General features: G+C 57.9%; 24 protein-coding genes. 9 read left to right on the forward strand and 15 right to left on the reverse strand.

Annotation, left to right across the window (positions count from 1 at the left end):
* Positions 1-90: 90 nt before the first annotated feature.
* Both B5T_RS12735 and B5T_RS12740 read right to left on the reverse strand, forming a co-directional pair.
* Positions 91-927, reverse strand: a complete 837-nt coding sequence (locus B5T_RS12735) for a hypothetical protein (protein WP_014994921.1) — start codon at positions 925-927, stop codon at positions 91-93.
* A 61-nt stretch (positions 928-988) separates the two neighbouring features.
* Entirely contained in the window at positions 989-2515 is a 1527-nt protein-coding gene (locus tag B5T_RS12740) for a fumarate hydratase (protein WP_014994922.1), read from the reverse strand.
* Between the two features lie 832 nt (positions 2516-3347).
* Here B5T_RS12740 and B5T_RS12745 point away from each other — a divergent pair.
* From B5T_RS12745 to B5T_RS22725, 3 genes are all read left to right on the forward strand, one after another.
* Positions 3348-4679 (forward strand): outer membrane protein transport protein, encoded by a 1332-nt coding sequence (locus tag B5T_RS12745; protein ID WP_014994923.1) that lies wholly within the window; start codon positions 3348-3350, stop codon positions 4677-4679.
* Positions 4680-4693: 14 nt separating this feature from the next.
* On the forward strand, positions 4694-6112 hold the full coding sequence (locus B5T_RS12750) for an Ig-like domain-containing protein (protein WP_041717014.1): 1419 nt from the start codon (positions 4694-4696) through the stop codon (positions 6110-6112).
* A 70-nt stretch (positions 6113-6182) separates the two neighbouring features.
* Positions 6183-8285 (forward strand): Ig-like domain-containing protein, encoded by a 2103-nt coding sequence (locus B5T_RS22725; protein WP_167321215.1) that lies wholly within the window; start codon positions 6183-6185, stop codon positions 8283-8285.
* Between the two features lie 126 nt (positions 8286-8411).
* Here the strand turns inward: B5T_RS22725 and B5T_RS23220 are convergent, their stop codons facing one another.
* The 3 genes from B5T_RS23220 to B5T_RS22730 all read right to left on the reverse strand — a co-directional run bounded on the left by B5T_RS23220 (position 8412) and on the right by B5T_RS22730 (position 10905).
* Positions 8412-8903, reverse strand: coding sequence for a hypothetical protein (locus B5T_RS23220; RefSeq protein WP_148279266.1), 492 nt, complete (start codon positions 8901-8903; stop codon positions 8412-8414).
* 616 nt (positions 8904-9519) lie between these two features.
* Positions 9520-10527, reverse strand: a complete 1008-nt coding sequence (locus B5T_RS12765) for an Rpn family recombination-promoting nuclease/putative transposase (RefSeq protein ID WP_014994924.1) — start codon at positions 10525-10527, stop codon at positions 9520-9522.
* A gap of 192 nt (positions 10528-10719) precedes the next feature.
* Positions 10720-10905: a DUF4351 domain-containing protein gene (locus B5T_RS22730; protein WP_308422523.1), complete on the reverse strand. Its 186-nt coding sequence runs from the start codon at positions 10903-10905 to the stop codon at positions 10720-10722.
* Positions 10906-11108: 203 nt separating this feature from the next.
* Between B5T_RS22730 and B5T_RS12770 the strand changes: the two genes are divergently transcribed.
* Entirely contained in the window at positions 11109-11462 is a 354-nt protein-coding gene (locus B5T_RS12770; protein ID WP_014994925.1) for a type II toxin-antitoxin system RelE/ParE family toxin, read from the forward strand.
* 1 nt (position 11463) lies between these two features.
* Complete coding sequence (locus B5T_RS12775; protein ID WP_014994926.1) at positions 11464-11766, forward strand: helix-turn-helix domain-containing protein; 303 nt, start codon at positions 11464-11466, stop codon at positions 11764-11766.
* Between the two features lie 108 nt (positions 11767-11874).
* On the opposite strand, the gene B5T_RS23625 is transcribed toward B5T_RS12775, so the two are convergent.
* Complete coding sequence (locus B5T_RS23625; RefSeq protein WP_229682966.1) at positions 11875-12327, reverse strand: DUF4351 domain-containing protein; 453 nt, start codon at positions 12325-12327, stop codon at positions 11875-11877.
* Positions 12328-12664: 337 nt separating this feature from the next.
* Here B5T_RS23625 and B5T_RS12785 point away from each other — a divergent pair, with 337 nt between their 5' ends.
* Positions 12665-12898 carry an HVO_A0114 family putative DNA-binding protein gene (locus B5T_RS12785; RefSeq protein ID WP_014994928.1) on the forward strand — a complete coding sequence of 78 codons (234 nt, stop codon included), beginning with the start codon at positions 12665-12667 and terminating at the stop codon, positions 12896-12898.
* A gap of 99 nt (positions 12899-12997) precedes the next feature.
* On the opposite strand, the gene B5T_RS12790 is transcribed toward B5T_RS12785, so the two are convergent.
* From B5T_RS12790 to B5T_RS12815, 6 genes are all read right to left on the reverse strand, one after another.
* Positions 12998-13300: a hypothetical protein gene (locus B5T_RS12790; RefSeq protein ID WP_041717017.1), complete on the reverse strand. Its 303-nt coding sequence runs from the start codon at positions 13298-13300 to the stop codon at positions 12998-13000.
* A 71-nt stretch (positions 13301-13371) separates the two neighbouring features.
* Complete coding sequence (locus tag B5T_RS12795; RefSeq protein WP_014994930.1) at positions 13372-13647, reverse strand: RpnC/YadD family protein; 276 nt, start codon at positions 13645-13647, stop codon at positions 13372-13374.
* Positions 13648-13945: 298 nt separating this feature from the next.
* Positions 13946-14638 carry a transposase gene (locus tag B5T_RS12800; RefSeq protein WP_014994931.1) on the reverse strand — a complete coding sequence of 231 codons (693 nt, stop codon included), beginning with the start codon at positions 14636-14638 and terminating at the stop codon, positions 13946-13948.
* Between the two features lie 375 nt (positions 14639-15013).
* Complete coding sequence (locus B5T_RS12805) at positions 15014-15835, reverse strand: MBL fold metallo-hydrolase (RefSeq protein ID WP_202803005.1); 822 nt, start codon at positions 15833-15835, stop codon at positions 15014-15016.
* Positions 15836-16045: 210 nt separating this feature from the next.
* A complete protein-coding gene (locus B5T_RS12810; RefSeq protein ID WP_014994933.1) occupies positions 16046-16945 on the reverse strand; it encodes a LysR substrate-binding domain-containing protein in 900 nt (299 codons plus the stop codon).
* 24 nt (positions 16946-16969) lie between these two features.
* Positions 16970-18064: a DUF2855 family protein gene (locus B5T_RS12815; RefSeq protein WP_014994934.1), complete on the reverse strand. Its 1095-nt coding sequence runs from the start codon at positions 18062-18064 to the stop codon at positions 16970-16972.
* 407 nt (positions 18065-18471) lie between these two features.
* On the opposite strand from B5T_RS12815, the gene B5T_RS12820 reads away from it, so the two are divergent.
* From B5T_RS12820 to B5T_RS22315, 3 genes are all read left to right on the forward strand, one after another.
* Complete coding sequence (locus tag B5T_RS12820) at positions 18472-19227, forward strand: SDR family oxidoreductase (protein WP_041717018.1); 756 nt, start codon at positions 18472-18474, stop codon at positions 19225-19227.
* 34 nt (positions 19228-19261) lie between these two features.
* A complete protein-coding gene (locus B5T_RS12825; RefSeq protein ID WP_014994936.1) occupies positions 19262-19519 on the forward strand; it encodes a hypothetical protein in 258 nt (85 codons plus the stop codon).
* Positions 19520-19901: 382 nt separating this feature from the next.
* The gene (locus B5T_RS22315) at positions 19902-21095 is read left to right on the forward strand and encodes a low temperature requirement protein A (protein WP_051015480.1); all 1194 of its coding nucleotides are present in this window, start codon (positions 19902-19904) and stop codon (positions 21093-21095) included.
* Here the strand turns inward: B5T_RS22315 and B5T_RS12835 are convergent.
* The 3 genes from B5T_RS12835 to B5T_RS12845 form a co-directional block, all read right to left on the reverse strand.
* The gene (locus B5T_RS12835) at positions 21041-21304 is read right to left on the reverse strand and encodes a DUF4351 domain-containing protein (RefSeq protein ID WP_041717019.1); all 264 of its coding nucleotides are present in this window, start codon (positions 21302-21304) and stop codon (positions 21041-21043) included. The two genes, B5T_RS22315 and B5T_RS12835, sit on opposite strands and share 55 nt — an antisense overlap.
* Before the next feature lie 97 nt (positions 21305-21401).
* Positions 21402-22064 carry an ArsR/SmtB family transcription factor gene (locus B5T_RS12840; RefSeq protein ID WP_014994940.1) on the reverse strand — a complete coding sequence of 221 codons (663 nt, stop codon included), beginning with the start codon at positions 22062-22064 and terminating at the stop codon, positions 21402-21404.
* A gap of 110 nt (positions 22065-22174) precedes the next feature.
* Positions 22175-22864, reverse strand: coding sequence for a transposase (locus B5T_RS12845; protein ID WP_014994941.1), 690 nt, complete (start codon positions 22862-22864; stop codon positions 22175-22177).
* Positions 22865-22978: the final 114 nt, after the last annotated feature.

Below are 22978 nucleotides of genomic sequence, written 5' to 3' on the forward strand. Positions count from 1 at the left end.
CCCTCAAGGGAGAGGGGACCGAATAGAAAGGTTTGTCTTAGCTCCCCTCTCCCTTGAGGGGAGAGGGGCCGGGGGAGAGGGTGAATAAACCTACAACCGCCCATCCACGTCATAACACTGCCCCGCCACCAGATTCTGGGCCAGCATGAAGCGGTCCTGGGCGTTGGTGGCCTGCAGTTCGGCCACACTCAGGGATTTCAGCATCCAGGTGTTCCAGACACTGACGAACTGAGTGTCGATATCCATGTCGCCCCGGGGCATGGTGGCGTTGAGCGCGCGCACCGACAGGCTGTCGCCTTCCCATTGCATCTCATAACCTTCATTGGGATAGGCCACTTCGAGACAGGAGAGGAATTCCTTCATGGAGCGTTCCGAGGGCTGCCCGATGGCATAGGCCAGAGGCTGGTCCGGCACCTCTCTGAGCACTTGCAGGATATGCGCGTCCGCCATCCGTTCGCGCAGTTGCGCCATGGCGTCCTCGGCGGCGGAGTCGTTGCGGGCCTCGGCCTCTTCCCGGGCCTGGGCGATGGCACGGCGCACCTGCTCGCGGCGGCGCTCGCGCCGTTCACGTTCCAGCCGTGCCTGAATAGTGGCATCCCAGGCCTCGGACACCAGACGATCCAGTTCCTGATCCTGTTCACGGGCATCCAGCACCCGGCGCACCCTGGCGCCGCAGCGGGCGATCAACCCTGCGCGCTGGTCATTGGGCAGCCAGCGGTCTTGCCGCCAGGCCGTGGCCAGCTCGTCACAGGCCGGGTCCGCGACCCCCAATCGGTTCTGGGTGACATAGTCCAGGCCGGCCACCATGGCCGGCGCCGGCGCCAGGCCGAGCCAGCCGCCGGCGGTTTGCCGCAGACTGGCGCAGCCACCCAGCAGCAGGGCGCACAACGCCAATGCCCCCCAACGAGACAACGCAACAGTATTCATAGTGGTCTGTCTGACGCGTTCCGCCCCGAGAGGTTCCCCCCGGGGCGGAAGCGAGGCAGGATTACGCCGACTTCTTGGCGGCGATCTTCTCTTTCCAGATCACCGGGCCGGTCTTGTGTACCGATTCGCCGTTGGAATCCACCGCCACGGTCACCGGCATGTCTTCCACCTCGAATTCGTAGATCGCTTCCATGCCCAGGTCCTCGAAAGCCGCCACGCGGGACTTGCGGATCGCCTTGGACACCAGATAAGCGGCGCCGCCCACGGCCATCAGGTAAACCGCCTTGTTGTCCTTGATCGCCTGGATCGCGGTGTCGCCACGCTCGGCCTTGCCGACCATGCCGATCAGGCCGGTTTCCTCGAGCATGGTACGGGTGAACTTGTCCATGCGGGTGGCGGTGGTCGGACCGGCCGGGCCCACCACTTCGTCGCCCACCGGGTCCACCGGGCCGACGTAGTAGATGAAGCGGTTGGTGAAGTCCACCGGCAGCTTCTCGCCCTTGGAAATCATATCCACCATGCGCTTGTGGGCGGCGTCACGGCCGGTGAGCAGCTTGCCGGACAGCAGCAGCGTATCGCCGGGCTGCCAGGTCTGCACTTCTTCCGGGGTCACGGTGTCCAGATTGACGCGCTTGGCGCCCTCGTCGTTGCCCCAGGCAATGTCCGGCCACTCTTCCAGATCCGGCGCCTTGAGATCCGCCGGGCCGCTGCCGTCGAGAATAAAGTGGGCATGGCGGGTGGCGGCGCAGTTGGGAATGATCGCCACCGGCTTGTTGGCCGCGTGGGTGGGGTAATCCGCCACTTTCACATCCAGCACCGTGGTCAGGCCACCCAGGCCCTGGGCACCGATGCCCAGCGCGTTGACCTTCTCGAACAGCTCCAGGCGCAGTTCCTCGGCCCGGGTTTGCGGGCCACGGGCCTGCAACTCGTGAATGTCGATGGGGTCCATCAGGGATTCCTTGGCGATCAGCATGGCCTTCTCGGCGGTACCGCCGATGCCGATGCCAAGCATGCCCGGCGGGCACCAGCCGGCGCCCATCTTCGGCACCTGCTCCAGCACCCAGTCGACGACGGAGTCGGACGGGTTGAGCATGGCGAACTTGGACTTCGCCTCGGAACCGCCGCCCTTGGCGGCCACGTCGATCTCCAGGGTGTCGCCGGGCACGATGGAATAGTTGATCACCGCCGGGGTGTTGTCCTTGGTGTTGGCGCGCTTGCCATCCGGATCAGCCAGCACCGAGGCGCGCAGCACGTTGTCGGGGTGGTTGTAGGCCCGGCGCACGCCTTCGTTGATCATGTCGTCCAGAGACATGCTCTCTTCCCCGGAGGACGCTTCGAAGGTGACGTTCATGCCGACCTTGGCGAACACGGTGACGATACCGGTGTCCTGGCAGATCGGGCGGTGCCCCATGGCGGACATGCGCGAGTTCACCAGAATCTGCGCCATGGCGTCCTTGGCCGCCTTGCTCTCTTCCTTCTCGTAGGCTTCCTTTACCGCGCGGATGAAGTCCACCGGGTGGTAATAGGAGATGTACTGCAGGGCATCGGCCACGCTTTGGATCAGATCGTCCTGGCGAATCACCGTCATTGGGGGCACTCCTGGCTGGAACGAGGGGCGCGCATTATAGCCCATGGCCGGGCATGGCTCCACGGCATGGGGACATGACGCTTGAGGTCGCCACAAGGTCGCTGTTGGAGCCAGCCTGCTGGCGAATCTTTTTTGGCGTTTGGGGACTATTCGCTGGCAAGGCTGGCTCCCACAGCCCGGACTACGAAGCCGCTGTAGGAGCCTGCCCTGCAGGCGAATGGGACATAAGAAAAAAGATTCGCCAGCAGGGCTGGCTCCTACAGACCGGACTACGAAGCCGCCGTGGGAAGCTGGCTTGCCAGCGAATAGTCCCCAAACGCCACAGCTGATTCGCGAGCGAGCTCGCTTCCCACAGCGGCTTCGTAGTCCCGGCTGAGGGAAGATGGCCGGGCGGCGCTCCGCTTGGCAGCGATTTTTTCCTGTCCCCTTTTTAAAATACGTTTCCCCGCTTATTAATAATCCCGTCCTCGCTCTTCATTAAAGGACAGAGCGGCGCGCCTTTGTCCGAAAAAGACAGGAAAACGGTAGAATAACGACACCACTTTGTTTACTTATCCCTTACTCTTATTCTTTTTACACTCCCTTTCGCTTCCCTTTTCTTGCTCAAAAAATCATCCCAACCATTTGTTTTTAATCAACTTTTCGACATAAAAACAAAATCATGACCGACCGTTCTCAATCGCCGGTTATGGGCGCCCGCCAACCACTCCTAGGCTCTGGCTGCCAACGATGCAGATCGTGCCTTTCTTTAAAACCAAAACAACACAAAAAAAATCGTGACAAAAAAGAAAACGCAATAACGACCACAATAATCTTTGGAGGATTTCCTGAAATGATCTCCCGTTCTCGACTGAAGCCCCACTTCGGGCCACGGCGCCTGGGGGCCGCGGCGCTGTTGCTTGCCCCGGCGATTGCTTGCGCGAACATGGGTAACATAGCCACCACCTACGGTGTCCTGCCCAGTGATGTCGCCACCGTCCAGGCCCTGTCCATGTTCAACACCCAGGTCTCCACCGCCTACTACAACCCGGCCTTCCTCGCCCGCGATACCCGTGGCGAAATGACCGCCGGACTCATGCACGCCGATCCCAACCTCAAGGCCGACAGCCAGAACCACGGCACCTACAAGGTCCAGGACGATCCCACCCAGCAAATCCTACTCGGCCTGCGCACCGATCTCTCCGGCATCGCCGAACTCGGCCAACCCCTGGTCCTCGGCCTGCTGCTCGGCTCCGAGAAATACTCCGAAGAACTGATGGCCTTCACCTCCCAGACCGCCCCCTACGGCCAGTATTTCAATCACGGCCGTGAGCCGCTATTCCTGTCCCTCGGCATCGGCACCAACATCTGGCGCGGCCTGGCCATCGGCTTCGCCACCCGCGTCACCCTCCACTCCGACGCCAAGCTGGTCGCCCACACCGACCTCTCCGGCAACACCCAGTACGAGACCCTGGACGTCACCGCCAAGCCGGTGTTGCGCCCCATCCTCAGCATGAGCCTGGACTGGAAGGAGACTTTCTGCCCCGCTGCCGAGTGCTGGTACAACGGCGTGGAAACCGCCTTCGCCTTCCGTGGCTACTCTTACGCCCGGGTCAGCGTCGACGCCAACACCATTATTCCCGGCACCATCCCCGAGCCGGGTCTGTTTATTAACCTGAGCACCATCGACTCCTACCAGCCCAACACCTATGTGTTCGGCACTCAGGTGAAAAAAGGCAAATGGCGCACCGGCGTCGCATTGGAGTTCCAGGAATGGTCCAAGCTGGAGGACAAACTCACCGCCGGCCACGACGACATCAAGGACGTCGGTGATCTGCAGTTCCGTGACACCTTCACCCCGCGCATTGGCGTGGAATACGAGTTTGAGCCCGGCATTGGGTTTTCCGGCGGTATTGCCTATCAGGAATCCCCGCTGGAGACCGGCGTCAACAAAGAGATCAACTATCTGGACGCCCGCCGCACCATCTTTGGTATCGGCTTCCACGCCACCGCCCAGCGGGTCTACGGCATGGTCCACCCGGTGCGGTTCGATCTGGCCTACCAGTACCACGCCATCGGCGAGCGGGACTTCCGTTTGCTCTCCGACCAGAACGGGAATAACGACCGCGTCAAGACCGACGGTGACGTCAACGTCTTCGCCGCCTCCATCAGCATGCAGTTTTAAGGGGGGAGAACCTTATGCTTCGCGGAACCTTTAACCGGACCCTCTACGGGACCTTATTCGTCACCGCCTGTGCCACCGTCCTCACCGCCTGCGGCGGCAGCGACGGCTCCAGCATGCCCGGCAATGATGCCAACGACGCCCAACGTCAAAGCCTGCTCTATGCCTATCCAGACGACGGCCAAAGTGAAGTGGCGATCCCCGCTCCAGTGGTATTGCGCTTCACCAGCGACATCGAGCTGGCCGCCGCTGAAAACAACATCAAACTGCGCCTTGGGGGCGCCGATGGGGACATCGTCCCCGTCACCTACAGCAAAGTGGAAGCCGATGGCCGCAGCATCCTGCTGACACCCACGGAAAAACTGCAACCGCTCACCGACTACACCGTGACCCTGCGCGGCGTGCAACTGAGCGTGGGCAAGGCACCGAACCGGGATATCCACTTCACCACCCGCGCGCTGCAACGGGGCCCGAAATCCCTGGTGGTGGCCGACGACGACTTCACCCTCGCCCGCGCCATTCCCAGCGGTGACACCGAAGAACCGGTAATGGACTTCTCTACTTTCCGTTTCCAGTTCACCCAGCCCATCGACCCCACCAGCGCCCGCTACGGCCTCAACCCCGGCGACGGCACCACGCCAGCGGACACCGTGGCCCTGGTGGACGGCAGTGGCGAGCTGGTGGAAGCGCGCCTGCTCACCGAAGGGCCCTACATGACCCTGGACCCCGCGCCCGAGCACCTCACTCCGGGAGAGACCTACACCCTCACCCTGGGCGACGGTCTGGCCAGCACCTTCGGCAATACATTCGGTGGCCATGAACTCACCGTCACCCCGCAAGACTCATCACCGCGTGGCGAGCCGGCCATCCTGGTACAGCGCATCACCGACTCAGAAAACCGCACCCGCACCTCCCCGCTCACCGGCAAACCGGTGAACGAAGTACCGGTGAACGCCACCCTGCTCGGCCAGGACAACGTCACCCAGGCCAGCGGCGACGTGCGCGCGGAGCTGGGCGACGTCACCGTCTACCCGGACGTCACCCCGGTACGCATCCCCGCTGAAACCATCCTCAGCGGCACCAGCCTGGAAGTCCTGATCGGCGGCGAAGTACCCGCCGGCTTTGAATCCGGCGAAGTGAAAATGCACTTCCTCAGCGACGCCACCGGCTACCTGGTGCCCAACCCCTACGACACCCACAATCGCGCCGACGCCCTGCGCATCGTGCGGCTGTTCATGGACGTGGCCATCACCACCGACGAAGCCCGCGCCAACGGCGGCTTTACTCAGGATATGCTACACATCGAACTGATAGGCGTCGGCGAAGTGGATCCACAGGAAGGCGTGCTGAAAATCGACGCGGTCAGCGTGGTGGAACCGGACGTGCTCGGCCAGGAATTCGCCCACGGCATGCTCAGCTTCCAGCTGGAGTCCTAAGGATCAGCTCAACGCCCCGGCACCTATTCCCGACACCACGCCGTTGGAGTTCCAGAGCTGGACCTTGGGTGTGGATGGGCAGACTGGTCTGGATAAGACCGCTATGGCCAAACCCGGCGATCCGATTGTGCTCAACTTCAATCGGCCACTGGATCGGGAATCCGTTCGCGGCAAAGTGTCTCTCATGCTTACGGACAACAACAACACCGCTGTACCTCAGGACATTGACTACTACGCCGATGGTGCCGCGCTGGTGATCAAGCCCAAGGAGCCACTTCGCTACAGCCCGGAGACCAATCCGACGTCCTATCGTTTGCAGTTGGCGAGTGGGATCAAGGATTTGCGGGGGGAAGATTGGAGTGGGAGCTTTGATGAGGAGTTTCTGCTACCCCATACGATCGAAAAGTGGATGGCTTTTGATTATTCCTCAGATGGGAATGAACTTGCACGAACTCAAAGTGACACACAACTTAGATCCCCATTTATTCTTGGGTTATACCCAGGGTTCCCGTGTGTCTTGGATGAAAGCACTTTGAATTTGGCAAGTTTGATATCGGGCCGTTGCAAGGGCGGAATCTACCCAAATGATTATGGAAAAGCCGAAAACGATCTCATGCCGATCATCGAGCTACCTGCCAACAGACCAATCATAGTGGCATTTTCTCAAGACATGGATCCGTCAAGTTTTCATTTAGGAACAAGTTTTATTGTAGAACACATCACCGAAAATGGAGATGTACTTAATTCAGTGCCTGGCGACTTAGAGATAAAACCAAGATCCGTCTATTTCCATCCACATACCCCCTGGAAAAAGGGGGATTTCTATCGCTACACTCTCGTGTCAAATGGACAACTATCATCAAGTGATACAAATTGCGGAGAAACCCTCTGTAGCCTATCAGGCCTACCTCTACAGACCCAGCTCTTAGCAAATATACAAATCCAAGAGGGCAACTTCAGCAACCCATCAGTTCCTGATCACCTTCTTCTCCCATACAAGATCGTTCCACAAACGCATCTCGGATACGATGAAGCGACAGGAGGTGGTCCCAATTTAGTTCAGTATTTCATCGGAGCGCCACCAACCTCCAATGTGCTTCAGATGCTGACAACCTCCCCCATTTCCGACATCAATGGCAATCTAGTAAGCGACAGGCAGAGGATCTACCGAGGCGAAGATGGGGAACGAAAAGAACTCAGACAAGGCCTAGGGTGGAATAGACTGGATCCTAACAATCCTTTCTTCTATAAGCCGGAAATCGCCTTTGATGGCATCTATGAACTGGAGGAGCCCGGCCCTAAAATGATATCTGACCCAAATACTGAATCATTAACTGACTCAGATAACTTGGGGTGGGGTTATATGATGGATCCAGACGGAGTCAAACCTTCCCCCAACAGTGCCAAAGTCCTTTCATCCAGATTTGACGTTGCAAACCCAGATGCAGACTGGCCTTATCTATCCATCAACAATACGATGTATGCTGGTGCGAATGTGGGGTGTGGTTATCAGAACATTCAGGGTGTTGATTCAACATGCCAAGACAATCCATTCCCAGGCCTTCCTCCGATTTGCGCTCAAGAGAGAGCGGTGCCATCAATCTGCCCCACAGAAAAGTTCACCTATCTTAGCAGTGTTCTTTTTGCAGAGGTAACAAGTGAAGTCAGTGAAGATGGCTCCATTAAAGTAAACATATTTCCTGGCCACGTAGTAACAACATCTTTCTTAACAGTTGTCAGAGGTGGCATTAAAGGAACCACGATGGTCCCTACACCTAGCGGGTATCAAGTTATGCGAATGAGATATACCGAAGATGGCAGTAATAATAGAATCTATCCCATAGAGGCCGAGATCGGAAAGAGCCCTGAGGGCACGCCTCAACTGAGCGCATCGGTAGACTTATATCTGGATGCTCCTCTACTGTGGAGAAACATTCAGAATACTCAAGGAACGCTTGGAGGACCAGACCACAACTTCTTTAGTTACGAAACCTCATTTTCTCTAACTGGAGGGGTTAAATTCTTGGAAGATGGTAGAATGATCGCAGAGCAGATAAACCAAAACGAGGTAAATTTTTCTTTACGAGGCAATCAACCTGCCACGTTTATAGATCTAATCATTCCCAAAGAAGGCAGCTTTCTACAGTATATTTCCCAGCCTATTAAGGAATAAGCTGAAATTTTAGGCTTGAAGGTGAGCGACCATATAGTTGGAAATCAGATGGCCGCTCAGTCACATAAAACTCAAAAAGGGCCCCGGGTCGAAACCCGGGCCCCCTACCATAGCACCAAAAGCTAGTTATCTATCATCTGCGACCAGGGTCAGGTCAGCGGTTATACTACAGTTAGTCCCGTAAGCCCCGGAAACATTTACACTTGATGGAGTGTTGATGGTCCCTGAGGCGGTTGGGCCGTACGTGATACCCGTAACCAAACCGCCGCATGTGGTAATCACACTACCACCGGCGTATACGACAGTACTATCAGTACCTGTCGCCAAAGTCCCACCGGCCAAAGTACCTGTCCAATTCTCGTTGCCGATTCGAAGGAGAGTACAGTTCGGATCCCCTGGCTTTACGCCAACAGACTTAACATTAATATCTCCATCGTTGGTGATAGTTCCACCGATCGTCAGGTAGCAGGTAATAGAACCAACATCGCTATTAGTTAGAGTGGAAGTCCCATTATACAGGGCCCACTCCGGATCATCCGCATGTGCGGATCCAGTCCCAGCTAACGCTACAGCCCCAGCCAGTGCCAACATCATTGGTTTAAAGGTTTTGCTATTCATTGCTATGTCTCCTGTTTATAGCATTTGAACGTTTTTAGGTTTGATGGAGAACAGGTCGACTGCATCCCTGGCCTGCCTCCGGTCAACGGAGTTGCTCCGTTGGCCACCTCCGGGTTGTTCACCCTTCGGCACGAACCAGATAAATAGATTCACAACAGCAAAACAATAGATTACCTGTCCCCTTAAGCACTTTTTCTTTTTTCAAAAACACAAACCCAGTAACCATGCGGTTTACAGAAAATGTACCTGGAACCTTTTTTGGATAAGAGACGGTGTCGCTCACGAAAAAACGACGCTTTTTTTGAGGGAAAAATTCAGAAAATAAAATGGGGACAGAAATAAAAAGGGAGAAAAGGAAACATTTCCGGGAAAACGTTTACCGTTTCGAGTGGAAAAGATGGTTGTTTGTGTTGGGAAGAGGAATGAGGGGTAGGATCGCGTTGTCTGGTCGGTTGATGGGGGTGCGTCGATTCGCTGCCGAGGCAGCTTCCCACAGGCGGGAGTGGGCTGCGAAGTCGCTGTGGGAGCTAGCCTTGCTGGCGAAGGTTTTCTTGGGGAGGAGAAAAGAATTCGCCTGCAGGCAGGCTCCTACAGGGGAATAAACCTCGGGTGGGTGCTAGTCGAAAACCGCCTCCACTGTCTCCACTTCGTAGACGCGGTCGATCCAGTCTTCCAGCTGTTCCCGGCTGGCGCTGTTCAGCCTGGTTTCGATCTCCGCCGGCACGTCGCCGAAGCGGCGCCGTAGCTGGCGCAGCAGGATGTTTCGGGCTTCGGTGGTGGAACCTTGTTCCACACCTCGTTCAATACCTCGTTCAATGCCTTGTGCGAGGCCTTTTTCCAGGCCTTCCCTCAGACCCACCTGATGGTGCATGTCCTTCCATTCCTGAGCACTGTTGCGCGTCATTTCCTGGATCTCCTGTAAGTCGAGCAATTGTGGGATCGTTACACCCGGCATCCATTGGGGAAGCCGGCGGCGCAGCCATGCCACGAAGCTGTGCCGCAGACCCGCCAGTTCCGGTGGACGTAACCAGTCTATCAAATCATTAAGAACCTCGGGTACTTCGGCAAAGGTGCGATGTTGTTCCAACCGGAACAGAGCGGCGACCAGGTTGCGCATGGACGCCAGTTGATCCAGATCAAAAGCCCCTTGATCCAGAAGTAAAAAGGCCTGCTCCGGCTGAAGACCGGCAAACTCCGCGGGGCCAGGCAGGATCAGGTTCCTGACGTGGATGGGAGCCCGCCATCGGGGTTCTCCGTTATACAGTACGACGGGCAAGATAAAGGGCAGTTTCTGGTGGTTATCTTCAAGCCTCTTGCGGCGAATCAGGTCTTGATATAAAAGGCCCGTGTAGGTATGAACCCGCACCGACATGAACCGATCCACACTGGATTGGAACTCCAACAACAGATAAAGATGAATCCAATCCCGCCCCCAGCGAATCCGCCAGATGGCGTCGTCGTGACGGGTGCGCAAGTCGTCGCTAACGTAGCTGCCGTTCATCTTTTCCAGGGAATGCCAATCCAGTCCCTGAATCCAATCCCCAGGCATGAAGCCTTCCAGAAGGTCCCTCACCATGGCCGCATGGGAAAACAGTAATTTATAGCCGGTGTCATGATCCGTCATGTGCCCTCCAGTAGCAGAAGGACACTATGACGATGGATGAGGGACTGGTCTGTCAGCCGAAACGGAAAGGTATGTCAGTGGGAAAGGACTGTGAGTGTAGGAAAGGTGCGCGTCATTCGGATCAGGTCTTTCCTGGCGTGCCGATTCGCAGCCGAGGCAGCTTCCCACAAGGGGTGTGAATACAGGGCGGTGCTAGTCGAAAACCGCCTCCAGTGTCTCCACTTCGTAAACGCGGTCGATCCAGTCTTCCAGCTGCTCCCGGTTGGCGCTGTTCAGCCTGGTTTCGATCTCCGCCGGCACTTCACCGAAGCGGCGCCGTAACTGGCGCAGCAGGATGTTGTGGACGCAGCGGCGACCAGATTTATTTCGCCCGGAGATCTTTTCCTACATCCGCACTGCTACGGCTGACACCCATTTCCTCGCGGGCTGACAGATTCCCTTCCAAACCTCCAGCACACTCTTTCCATAAATAGAAGGTATCGCCAGACAGCATCTCCTTACGGGCAGATTGGAGCGAGCGTCATGAGCGTTGACAATAGCCCATATCCTATATAGCCTTAAACCTATAATCGAGTGTCCAAATGTGGAAAGTTCAAACAACGGATCTGTTTGACCAGTGGTTCAAAGGGCGTGACGATTCTGATCGGGTAAATATAATCGCGGCGATGCTTGTTCTGGAGCAGAAAGGACCCTATCTGCTCCGCCCCTACGCGGATACGGTAAAAGGAAGCGTCCACGCCAACATGAAGGAACTGCGCATCCAAAGCAAGGGAAGGCCCATCCGGGTGTTTTTCGCCTTCGATCCCCGCAGAACAGCCGTACTGCTATGCGCGGGCATGAAAGCCGGCAAGGAAAAACGCTTTTATCAGACGATGATCCCTCTGGCTGACAAAGCGTTCTCTTTGCATCTGGAGCAACTCAAAAAGGGAGGTTGAAATGGGTAAAACACTGAATCAGATTCTGAGGACCGAAAAGCCCGAGGTCGTTAGAAAGGCAAAGGAGAAGGCCGACACCATCCTTCTCAACATCCACCTTAACGAGATCCGCACGCTGATGCGGAAAACACAGGTTGAAATGGCCCAGTCGCTCGGAGTGAAACAACCCACCATCGCGGGTATGGAAAAGCCCGGACAGGACCTGAAGCTCTCTACTCTGAAGCGCTATATCGAAGCGGCGGGAGGGAAAGTCCGGCTCGATATAGAGCTACCGGATGGGAAGCACCACCAAATCATGTTGTAGCTACAGCCTGACAACCCATGTAGGAGCCAGCCTTGCTGGCGAAGTTTTTTTGGGGAAAAGAATTCGCCTGCAGGCAGGCTCCTACAGGGGGTGTGAATGCGGGTGGTGCTAGTCGAAAACCGCCGCCACTGTCTCCACTTCGTAAACGCGGTCGATCCAATCTTCCAGCTGTTCCCGGCTGGCGGCGTTCAGCCTGATTTCGATCTCCGTCGGCACGTCGCCGAAGCGGCGCCGTAGCTGGCGCAGCAGGATGTTTCGGGCTTCGGCGGTGGAGCCTTGTTCGAGGCCCTGTTCGAGGCCTTGTTCGAGACCTTCCCTCAGACCCACCCGGTGGTGCATGTCCTTCCATTCCTGAGCACTATTGCGCGTCATTTTCTGGATCTCCTGTAGGTCGAGCAGCTGCGGGATCGTTACACCCGGCATCCATTGGGGCAGACGGCGGCGCAGCCATTCCAAAACACCTTGCTGAGGTATTATTGCTCTGGATCCTTCAACCAGTCCATCAAACACGCGATGACGCACAGCATGTCGCGAACGCAGCAGCGACCAGATTTCTTTCACTCGGCACTATTTCCCTACAATCGCACTGCTTCGGCTGACAACAACGTCCGCGCTGGCTGACAGATACCGTTCGCTACACCATTCATACTACTGCGCTCCTCTGCCATCCCCCATCCACGAGGGCTCTGGCATGCCCAATCTTATCAACAGATGATATACTCCATGCAATATGATCCCGCCATGGCGACCTTGCTTGATCTGGATGGCTCGGTTCTCGACCAGGAGCGCGGGTACTGGATCAAAATCAAGGCCTGGGCGTAAAGCCTTCGCCTGAGGTAGCGCACGGCATTCGATATTCGCTAACACTCCATGAGCCGTATGGAATTGGTTTACTTCCATGCGCTCCCTCGCCGAGGTTCTGAGTGACGACAATCGCGCGCTGCTCAAGGTGATAATGGAAACCCGGCCAGCCTCTATCTCCACCTTGGCGGAAACCACGGGCCGAAGGGTGAGTAATTTGTCCCGCACTCTGAAAACGCTGTCGCATTACGGCATCGTGGATCTGAAACGGGAACAGAATCGGGTGCGCCCTATCGCCAAAGCAGCCCGCTTCCGTATCATCGCGGCCTGACCGATTCCCTTTGAAGCGCCATTCGGATGGTCTTGCCTGGCGCGTCGATTCGCGGCCAAGGCAGCTTCCCACCGGGGGAATGAAAATGTTGAATGCGCTCTACTCGAACACTTCGCCCAGGCTTTTTACCTGGTAAGGACGGTCGAGCCAATATTTTAGTTCTTCTGGGGTAGCAGCTCGTAGCTTGATCTGAATCTCCTTCGGTACCTCTCCGAAGCGGCGAATTATCTGACGGCGCAAAATAAAGCGCATCTCGCTTACAGCCCCTCTTTCTGCGGCTTTCTTCCGAGCGTACAAGGTAATTGCCAGTACCATCATAACCATGTTCTCGCCATGGAACGGAGCCAACCATTCCTCTATCCAACCCTCCCTCCACCCCTCTATCCAATCTTCAAAGGTCATCGCTTCGATAGCCCCTACAGATGACAAGCCTCCCGATAATGGGCGCCTCGTTACCAACCCCATGAAAAAATTCACTCGAAAACCGCCTCCAAAGTATCTACTTCATAAGGGCGATCAATCCAGCTCTCCAAGCGCTCCCGGTCCGCGTCATTCAATCGGGCTTCGATATCCTCCGTGATCTGACCAAAACGACGAAATAACTGGTCGCGCAGAATGTTCCGAGCCTCTTCAGTCGACCCTCGATCCATACCCTCTCTCTTAGCGTCCACGAGCATCTTAATCAGTACCAACTCCAATTGCTCACCGCGGAACTCCTCTATCCATCTTCGCATGTTATCTTCAAGCATGGCGTTCCAGTCCTACCGCTATACGGCGACGCTTCCCCCATAGAAGCAACGCCCTTTTATTTCGCTGAGTATCCTCGGAGGCAAAAAGACGCTCAAACCAGAGGCCGATTGGTTTGGGGCCAATATGGAGACAGGGAAGGCCCTGGTTGAGCGTGCATAAACAACAGTACAAGCCAATCATTCATCCTCGATCGGAAACACAAGGCTCCTGATCGATACGGATCACTATCGCTTATCCAGCCTGGCCAAACAACCTTTTTCAGATAAAAAACATCAATAAAAAGAGTGACTTACGCTCTTATCCTTTCTTCCTGGGCCGGCCGCGCCCCCGGAAGTGGAGGCGCTCGCCAGTGAGTTTTTCCAGCTTGTCGGCGTAAGCCCGGCTACCGATGTACTGATTGCGTTTCACCGCGGCCTCGATACGCTCCCGTTCGCGCTCCTCGCACCCCACCGATAACAGTTCCCTGAACGCTTCCCGGCGGCTGTTGATGTCCGGCCCCAAATGCAGGAAACCTTCGTTGAAATCGAGCAATCCAGGAGGGTCGCCGCGCATCCTCGCCCCGTGGCTGCTCCAACGATAACGGCCCGCTGATTTGCTCAGTCCCTGCATCACCGGCAGCAGTTCCATGTAGCGCAGGTCCGCCAACAGCCACTGACCGGGTTCCACCAGGGCGCTGCGGAAGCGCCCGTGCCAAAGCGCGCCATCACGGCCATGACGGTGGTTGAAGTCCTGACTGTAGCGGCGCTGCACATACTGAACACAGCAACTCAGGTCGTCTGCCTTGCGCATGGGGCGCAGCAGCAAGTGGGCGGCATTGGGCAGCAGGCACCAGCCATGCACCCGCACCTGGAAGCGGCCTTTGGCGACTTGCAGCAGACGCAGGTACTCCTGGTAATCCTGGTCCTCGATGAATACCGGTTCCCGGTTATGGCTTTCCTCAAAGACGTGATGAGCTTCCCCCACCACCAGAATTCGTTTCTTCCTTGACATGCCCCTGCTCCATAGTCGCCTTTGGCCCTATCGGAAATCATTGTGTTTTCAGGTGGCTGCGCTGACTTCCTCATGCCGGTATGGCGCTGACAGGAAATTGAGATTTTCTATTATTTTTATACAATTCAATTTATAACAAATAATTATCTTAGCGTCGATCACTTCCGGGCCCGCTCTGCTTCTTTTCAAGGCTCCCCCTCTTCGATTCGATTTTTCGCAATTCTCTTCGAGCCGGTTTTTGCGGCAATACCAATTTCCCGCCTTTCTTTTTATATTTTTCTCAGGAAATGGAATAAGTTCGGGGGCCAAAGCCCCCTTCCGATCATAAGGATAAAAGCGAAGTCAGCTCTTTCCTAAAATGGATATAAGAGAACCTCAGCCCCCCAGCCGATAGATACCCGATTCGTCCACGATCACCCGTCCATTGGTCGTGAGCTCGGCCAGGTGCTGGGAAATCGTGCGGCTCTCGGCGTCCGTGACCCAGGCGGCGTTGAACCCGGCAGGATAGAGAAGCCGCTGTTCCACCAGTTGTTCCAGCGTCCTTGGAGACTCGCTCAGCAGATCCAGTAGCCGCTGCTCACGCTGGTCGATCTTGGCGGTGAAGGCGGCCAGGTCATTGAGAAAATGCGCCCGATCGGTGTAGACGCCCCGGTGATGGGAGGTGACCCAGACTTTGGCGGGAATATCCGGCAGCCGCGCCAGGGTGCGGCGGAAGTCGCCCAGGTTCGAACAGGCGTCCCCATAGTAAGGGCCGAACCCGGTCAGATCGATATCACCGATAAAGGCCACACCCTCGGGTTCCACCAGTAGCACACAGTGGCCCGCGGTATGGCCGGGCATATGGAAGGCACGGACCGTGGAACCGCCAAGTTCCCAGCACGCGCCATCCTGGTACCCCTGTGCATCGGGCCGGGGCGCGTAGAAGAAATCTCGCTGGAACTTCTTCAGCGTCTGCTCGATACGCTGCTCCGATGTCATGCCGAAGGCGGCCACCAGGCCCTCCCAGCTCCGCGCCGATGGCAGGTCGGCCTCATGCACATGAACCTCGGCTTCCGGCAGACGGTGCAGCCCCGCCATATGGTCTTCATGCACATGCCCCATCACCACCAGTTCGGTGGCGTCGAACTCCGCGCCGATATAGTTCGAGACAATCGGGGTGTCAAACGCCGCGCGTGTATCCGTACCCCGTATGAGCACCTGATTACCATCGGGGTATTTCCCGCTTTTTTCACCAAACAGGACGGAAACACGACCGAAGTCAGCGCGCTGTATGGCTATATTGGAAGCTTTTCTAGTCTCGCCTGAATCCATTTTATTAACCTTCTTGAAAGAATGTCTTGCAATATCAGTAGACACCCTAAAGCAGTGAGCAACGCAACGGCATATTGACATCTTTTATTGTCGGCGTCAGGCGTTCTCCGGCAGACCGGCTTCCTCCTTCAGCCACTGCCAGAACACTTGCACGGCCCGGTCATGCCGACGCCCGGGCGCGGTGGCGATGTGGTAATGGCCGGGAATCGACCAGGGGCCGGGAAAGGCCACGGCGAGGCGCCCGCTTTCCAGAAACGGGTTCACCAGGGGACGAACGCCCAGGGCGACACCCAGGCCGCGGGCGGCGGCTTCGTACAAAACCTGCAAACTGTCGAAACGAAGCCGTTCCTGGCCGGACCAGGACGGCTGCCCCGCCCATTGAAACCAGTCGCGCCATTGATTGGCGGGGTACACCGCTTCGAGCAGGCGGTGCCGGGGCAAATCTTCTTTCCCTCCGGGCGGCGGCAAATCGTAAGCCAGGCGCTCGGCGCAGACCACCTCGGCGGTGACCGCCATTAACGGCTCCGAGACCAGATGACGCCATTTCCCGTCACCGAAGAGAACCCCCACATCGGCGGCACCACCCACCAGATCAATATCACCGGAGCGGGTTTGCAGGATCAGTTCGATACCCGGCTCACGGGCCTGGAAGCGATGCAGGCGGGGCAACAGCCAGCTGATGGCAAGCGATTGGGAAATGCCCACCCGCAATGGACGGTGTGTTGGATCCGGAGCCATCCATTCGGTGGCGGCGCGCAGGGCCTGATAGCCGGGCTCCAGACGCAGAAGATAACGGCGGCCGGCGGCGGTGAGTTGCGGAGAGGGCCCGGAGCGATCAAACAGTTGCACGCCGATGTGTTCTTCCAGAGCCTGGATGCGGCGTGAGAATGCCGATGGGCTCAGCCCCAGCTTCTCCGCCGCGTCACGAAACCCGCCAGTGCGCGCGGCGACAATGAACGCCTCTATTGCCCCCCAGGGTGGCGAGCGCCGGTTCACATTCGCATCTCCTCCGACAAGAGGTCACCAGTAAAGCACGTTTGCCTGATCGACGCGTGCCCGGCCCTCCAGCACCTCACGGTAGACCTGTTCCACCGCTTCCGGCCCATGGGACGACTGGATTTCCAGCCATCGCTCCGCGTGCCGGTAAAAGCGCGCGGAGTGATCCCGCACCGTCTCCGCCAGGCGCTCCGCGCCCCAGGCCCGCCGCCGGGCGAGAATATGATCCGGCGCGAAAAACAAAGTCGGCGGCGGTCCCGGTAAATCCGGCTCCTGCTCACGCAGGTTCGGCGAGGCCGCGTCCCAGTGCGTAAAGCCTACCCGGCAACTGTGACGAAGAGCCTCACCGAGATGGCGATGCACCGCCGCCCTGCTGCCCTGGTTGCCGGAGATGTCCACATACACCGATGGCCGGCGCCGGATCGTATCCAGATCGGAATAACACAGCACCGTGTCGTAGAGTCCGGTGCTTTCCACGAAGTGCCGATTGGCCGGGGCGGTAAGCCCGATCACCTCACTGGCGGGACGGTCCGCTCCGGTCAGCATGAAGCCCAATCCCAAGGCGGTCTTGCTGGATGCACTGGAGATCAGGATCTGCTCGGCGCCGAAAGCCCGCTGCTGCTGTAACCAGTCGGCCAGAAAAAACGACAGGCTGAACAAGGGCCGCAACACCAGATGGGGGTTTTCCCGGTCCGTTTCCGGCTCCGTCACGCGGGTGTATTCATTATAGGTGGACGGCAGCGCGCGGCGGTGCGCGGCGCCGTCCAGAAACCGCCGGGCGGTCACTTTTTCCGGTGCCAGGCGCAGGTGGCTGCTCATCGGCAAGTAGCCGTACACTCGCTCGCCCACTGCGATCGCCTCATGCCGGGAGGCGATGACATGCCCGTACCCCCACACCGGCACCGAACCCCAGCCGTCCGCCTGCGGGAAGAAGTCCCAGTAACGGCCGCTGTCCCCCAAACGCGCGTAGGTGATGTTGTTGGCGGTGAACGCGAATTTCTCCACCGCCACCTCGATTTCACCCTCCGGCAAAGCGGGGGATCGCTGATCCCGCTGCCAGCGGACGGTACGCGGATCGTCGCGCTGTACCCAAAAACGGACCTGGTCACTATTGTTCATAATCATACTCTCCCTCTGGGAAGCCCATCCTAAGCGGCACGATCCCCCCGGATCGATTGCGTTAAGCGCAATCCGCGTTGCAACAAACATGGGCGGTATGAATTCAGAGACTTCTACAAAGCCGCTGTAGGCGCTTGCCCTGCAAGCGAATTGGCCGTTAGGTCCGAAGAGATTCGCTTGCAGGGCAAGCTCCTACAGCGGCTTCGTGGCCCAGCAGTGGGAAACGAGTGGCATGCCGGATAGCGGAGCATTGTTCGTTGAGTTCGAACACTGCTGTCGAGAATGGAGGCATGATCCCGGGAAAACGGGTGGTTAACCTCAACGAGGACGGTGACCTTCCCTGCCCTTGATTCGGGGATTCACCGTATTGCATACGCAGCTAAAGTCCAGCAAAGGAGATAATGGATATGACCGCGCAGACTCTGGAAAACAAAGTCGCCGTGATCGGCGCCGGCGCCAAGAACCTGGGTGGCCTGATCAGCCGTAAGATGGCGGAAGGCGGGGCCAAGGTGGTAGTGCACTATCACAGCGACGGTTCCAAGGATGACGCCGACGCCACGGTACAGGCGATCAAGGACGCCGGCGGTGACGCTCTGGCGGTACAGGGCGACCTGAGCAAACCGGACCAGGTCACCGCCTTGTTCGATCAGGCCGTGAGCCACTTCGGCGGCGTGGACATCGCCGTGAACACGGTGGGCAAGGTACTGCGTAAGCCGATCCTGGAAACGTCGGAAGACGAGTACGACTCGATGTTCGACATCAACTCCAAGGCCGCTTATTTCTTTATCAAGGAGGCGGGCCGTAACCTGAACGACAACGGCAAGATCATCACCATCGTCACCGCCCTGCTGGGCGCCTTCACCGACGGCTATTCCACCTACGCCGGCGGCAAAGCACCGGTGGATCATTTCACCCGGGCCGCCGCCAAGGAGTTCGGTTCCCGTGGTATCTCCGTCACCGCCATCGCCCCGGGCCCCATGGACACGCCGTTTTTCTATCCCCAGGAAACTCCGGAGCGAGTAGAGTTTCATAAATCCCAGGCGATGAATGGCGACCTGACCCGAATCGAGGACATCGAACCCATCGTTCGCTTCCTCGCCACCGACGGCTGGTGGATCACCGGCCAGACGATTTTCGCCAACGGCGGCTACACCACGCGCTGAGGCTTCTGTGGGATGCCAATTTGAGGAAATCACCATGCGTACGCTTCTGTTCATCGCCGCGGGACTGCTGTTACTGGGTCTGCTGCTGTTATTCAGCCGCCCCCACTGGCGTGGCCGCGCGGCCCTGGGGTTCATCGTGGTGTGGCTGCTGGTCAGTGCCGTCAACCTCAGTCAGGGACTGCGCGCCGGCTATGCGCTCGGTGAAGAGTTGCTGGTGCATCTGTTTCTTTTCGGCATTCCCGCCCTTGCCGGGCTTTGGGCCTGGCGGCAGCAACGCCTCCCAAGACAATGAACCCGCGGAATCTGCTGAACCTGAAGCTGTTCCTGCTGCTGGTGATTCTCGCCCAGTTCGGCTTCCCTCTCACCGTGTACGGGCCTTTCTGGGAAGGACTGTACATGGTGTTTTACGCCGGCATGCTGGTGTTTGGCATCGCCGTGGCTCGCCAGCGGGAGCAGCCGATCTGGCCCAACCTGATTCTGGTGATATTTGTTCTGATCTTCGCCGGCGGCGTGGTGGCCGACCCGGCGGACCCGAGACTGTCTCTTGGCATGTACCTGTCCATCGGCCTGTTTCTGTTCAGCATCACGCTGACGCTGTTAAAACTGATCTTCCAGCGGCGCGCCGCCGATGGCACCGATATGCCAGTAACCCTTCAGGAAAAGGAGACGCCTGAATGTCCCGCCAGCTTCGTCCTCCACGCAGTCGCCATCATCTGTCCGAGCACGACGCCGCCAAACCGACCTGGCTGGAGTTGTTCTACGATCTGGTGTTCGTCGCCCTCTTCATTCAGATCGGCAATTTGCTCAGCCACCATCTGGATACGGCGGGCTTTCTCAAGGTCCTGGTGCTGTTCGCGCCGTTGTGGTGGGTATGGGCGAACGTCGCTTGGTATATGAACCGCTTCGACGTGGATGATGTGCCGCACCGGTTGCTGTTACTGGTGCAGATTTTTTTCATCGCCTGGATGGGACTGAGTGTGCCGCAGGCGTTCGGCGATCACAGCACACAGTTCGTGGTGTGCTATATCGGCTTTCGCCTGACCATGATCGCCATGTACCTGCGTTCCCTGCGCCATGCTCCGCAACAACGGCAACTGCTGATCCGCCATATCAGCCATTTTCACGGCCCGGGGGCGTTATTGTGGGGGCTGTCACTGCTGTTGCCACCGGAACAGCGGCCACTGGTCTGGGTCGCCACTTTCCTGTGGGAGGCCGGCAATACGCTGATGCCCCGTTTCCAGGCGCTGATGCGGCAATTTCCCGTGCACACTCATCATCTGGTGGAACGCTTCGGCACTTTGATCATTCTGGTGCTCGGCGAAACCTTCATCAAAAGCATCACCGTTGACCCGGCCCCTGCCCTGTCTCTCCAGGCCGGGCTGTTCTCGGCGCTGGCCATCACCACCTTCTTTGGTTTGTGGTGGCTTTACTTCACCGCCATCGATGGCGAGAACGCCGCCGAAAGCACGGTGTGCGTGGGCAATCCGATCCCCTGGATTTTCGCCCACCTGCCATTGGGGTTGGTGCTGATCATTTCGGCGGTGGCCAAGAGCAAGCTGTTCCAGTCGGTGATCAGCGGGCACGCAAACGCGCTTTACGCGGCCCTGTATCTGGCCACGCTGGCGGCGTTCTTCCTGTTGTTGTGCGTGGTGGCGGGAGATCGCCGGCACGGCGCCGTGGCGGCCCGTCTGGGTGCGGCTGGGGTATTCGCGTTGCTGGTGCCGGTGGCGTTGCTGTGGCCGCTGCCACCGATGCTGGTAGCGGCCATCGCCACGGGGGTGATCGCCATCATGGTGGCACGGGATGTGGCGCTTCAGCGGAATACTTCGCCAATGGTCAGACTATCGAACAGGCGGTCGATCCACTGATCCAGGTCGTCCAGGCGCGCCGCGTTCAGTTGGGATTCGATATGAGGGGGAATGTGACCAAAGCGGCGCTGCAGTTGCCGTTGCAGAATGGACCGGGCGACATCGGTGGCGCCCTTTTCAACGCCCTGTTGCCATTGCTGAGCCACGCCCTGGGACAGGCCCGCCTGTCGGTATTGTTGTTGCGATTCTTTTATTCTTTCTACCAGCATGGTGGTTACCTCTTGCCAGTTTCGCCCACGCCTCACGGCGTTTGACATTCCATGATCTGGCTTTGAGTCTAACAGATGTCCGGCTCCCGGCTAGCCCCTAATCCGCCAACGGCAGTCCCGCCGCGCGCCACTCCAGGATGCCCGCCTGATAGCAACGCACCTGGAAGCCCCGCTCATGCAACAGGCGGGCGGCATCATGGGAGAACGTGCAGTAGACCCCACGGCAATAGGCGACGATTTCCCGGTCCCGCGGCAGAGCCGACAACATGCTTTCCAATTCCGCTACCGGCGCGTTCAGGGCACCAGGCAGGTGGCCTGCCTGATATTCCGCATTGGGGCGCACATCCAGCAAGGTCACCTCGCCGTTCTCCAGGGCCCGCTGTAATTCCGCGCGGGTCATCGGCTCAAGGGTTTCACCGGCATCATCGTCGGCGAACAGCCGCCCCATAAGGCGCTCCATTTCAGCCAGGTGGGTTTCCGCCACCTCCTGCAGCAGCGTCAGCAGCCGCGGAATGCGCTCGTCGGTGAGCCGATAGACCCTTTGTCGCCCGTCCCGGCGGGCGGTGACCAACCCGGCGCGACGCAGATGCTGGAGATGCTGCGAGGCATTGGCGATGGACAGGCCGCTGGCCTTCGCCAGCTCTTCCACCGGAGCGTCCCTCTGCGCCAGATGTTCCAACAGCGCCAGCCGATGGCCGTTTGCCAAAGCGCGACCCAGCTGGGAGAGCACATCAAACAGTTCCTGGCGGGATACCGGCATGCACGGACCTCAAATGATCAATGAATCAATTGAATAAAACCTTATCCAAGGTCGCGTTTTATCGCAATCTCTGCCGTCACCAATTCGCTGCCAAGCGGCCGGAGAAAAGTTCAGCGGCGGCGGCGGCGGCGTGCTTTGCGGCGGCGAGGGGTTCGGGATACCGAGCCTTTGGGACGGCCAGGTCCGCGGCTGGCCAGACGGACACCGGTGGCTTTTTCCACCTGATCAACAAAGCGTTCATCACCGGTAAGCTGGCTGCGGTGAATGGCGTTATGGATCCGGCACCATTCGGCGTCCCCCATCTCCCGGGCCAGGAGCCGGCGGTAAAGCTTCTGCCGCTCTGTTTCATCGCTGTGCAGAGCCAGATAATCCGGATGATCATCCAGCGGATAGCCGGCCACGAATCCCATACGGATGACATGGCTGGACCAGTCGTAATGATCAATATGTTCCACCCCCGCCATACTCAAGGGCAGGGTTTCGATATAACGCATACTGGACAACGACCATGGACCCCATTGCACCGGACTTGAGCGATAACGCCCATCCCAGAGCCGGCCATTACGCTTGGCTATGCGATTGTGCCGGCGCACCGTTCTCACCGACAGCGATTTCATGAATTCGCTAATGCGCTGGGGATCGCCCATGGGATCAAGCAGTAAGTTAACCTGATCGCTCAGCAGACACCATGCATAAACCCTCACACCCAGTTTGGTGCGCAGATCCTGAACGTCCAGCAAGTATTTATGAAATTCCTCCACCTCCCGGAATATCCGCTCACCGGTTCGGGCTCGCTGCATGATATGACAGGGGAAGTCTGGAAGAATAAAACGCCTCTTCCGTGGCATAGCCATGCTCTCTGCACAGTCTTTAATTATGTTTCGATAATTTTACACTTCACTTTAAAAATACCA

Origin of the sequence: Alloalcanivorax dieselolei B5, from assembly GCF_000300005.1 — a bacterium.
In the GTDB taxonomy this organism is placed as follows: Bacteria; Pseudomonadota; Gammaproteobacteria; order Pseudomonadales; family Alcanivoracaceae; genus Alloalcanivorax; species Alloalcanivorax dieselolei.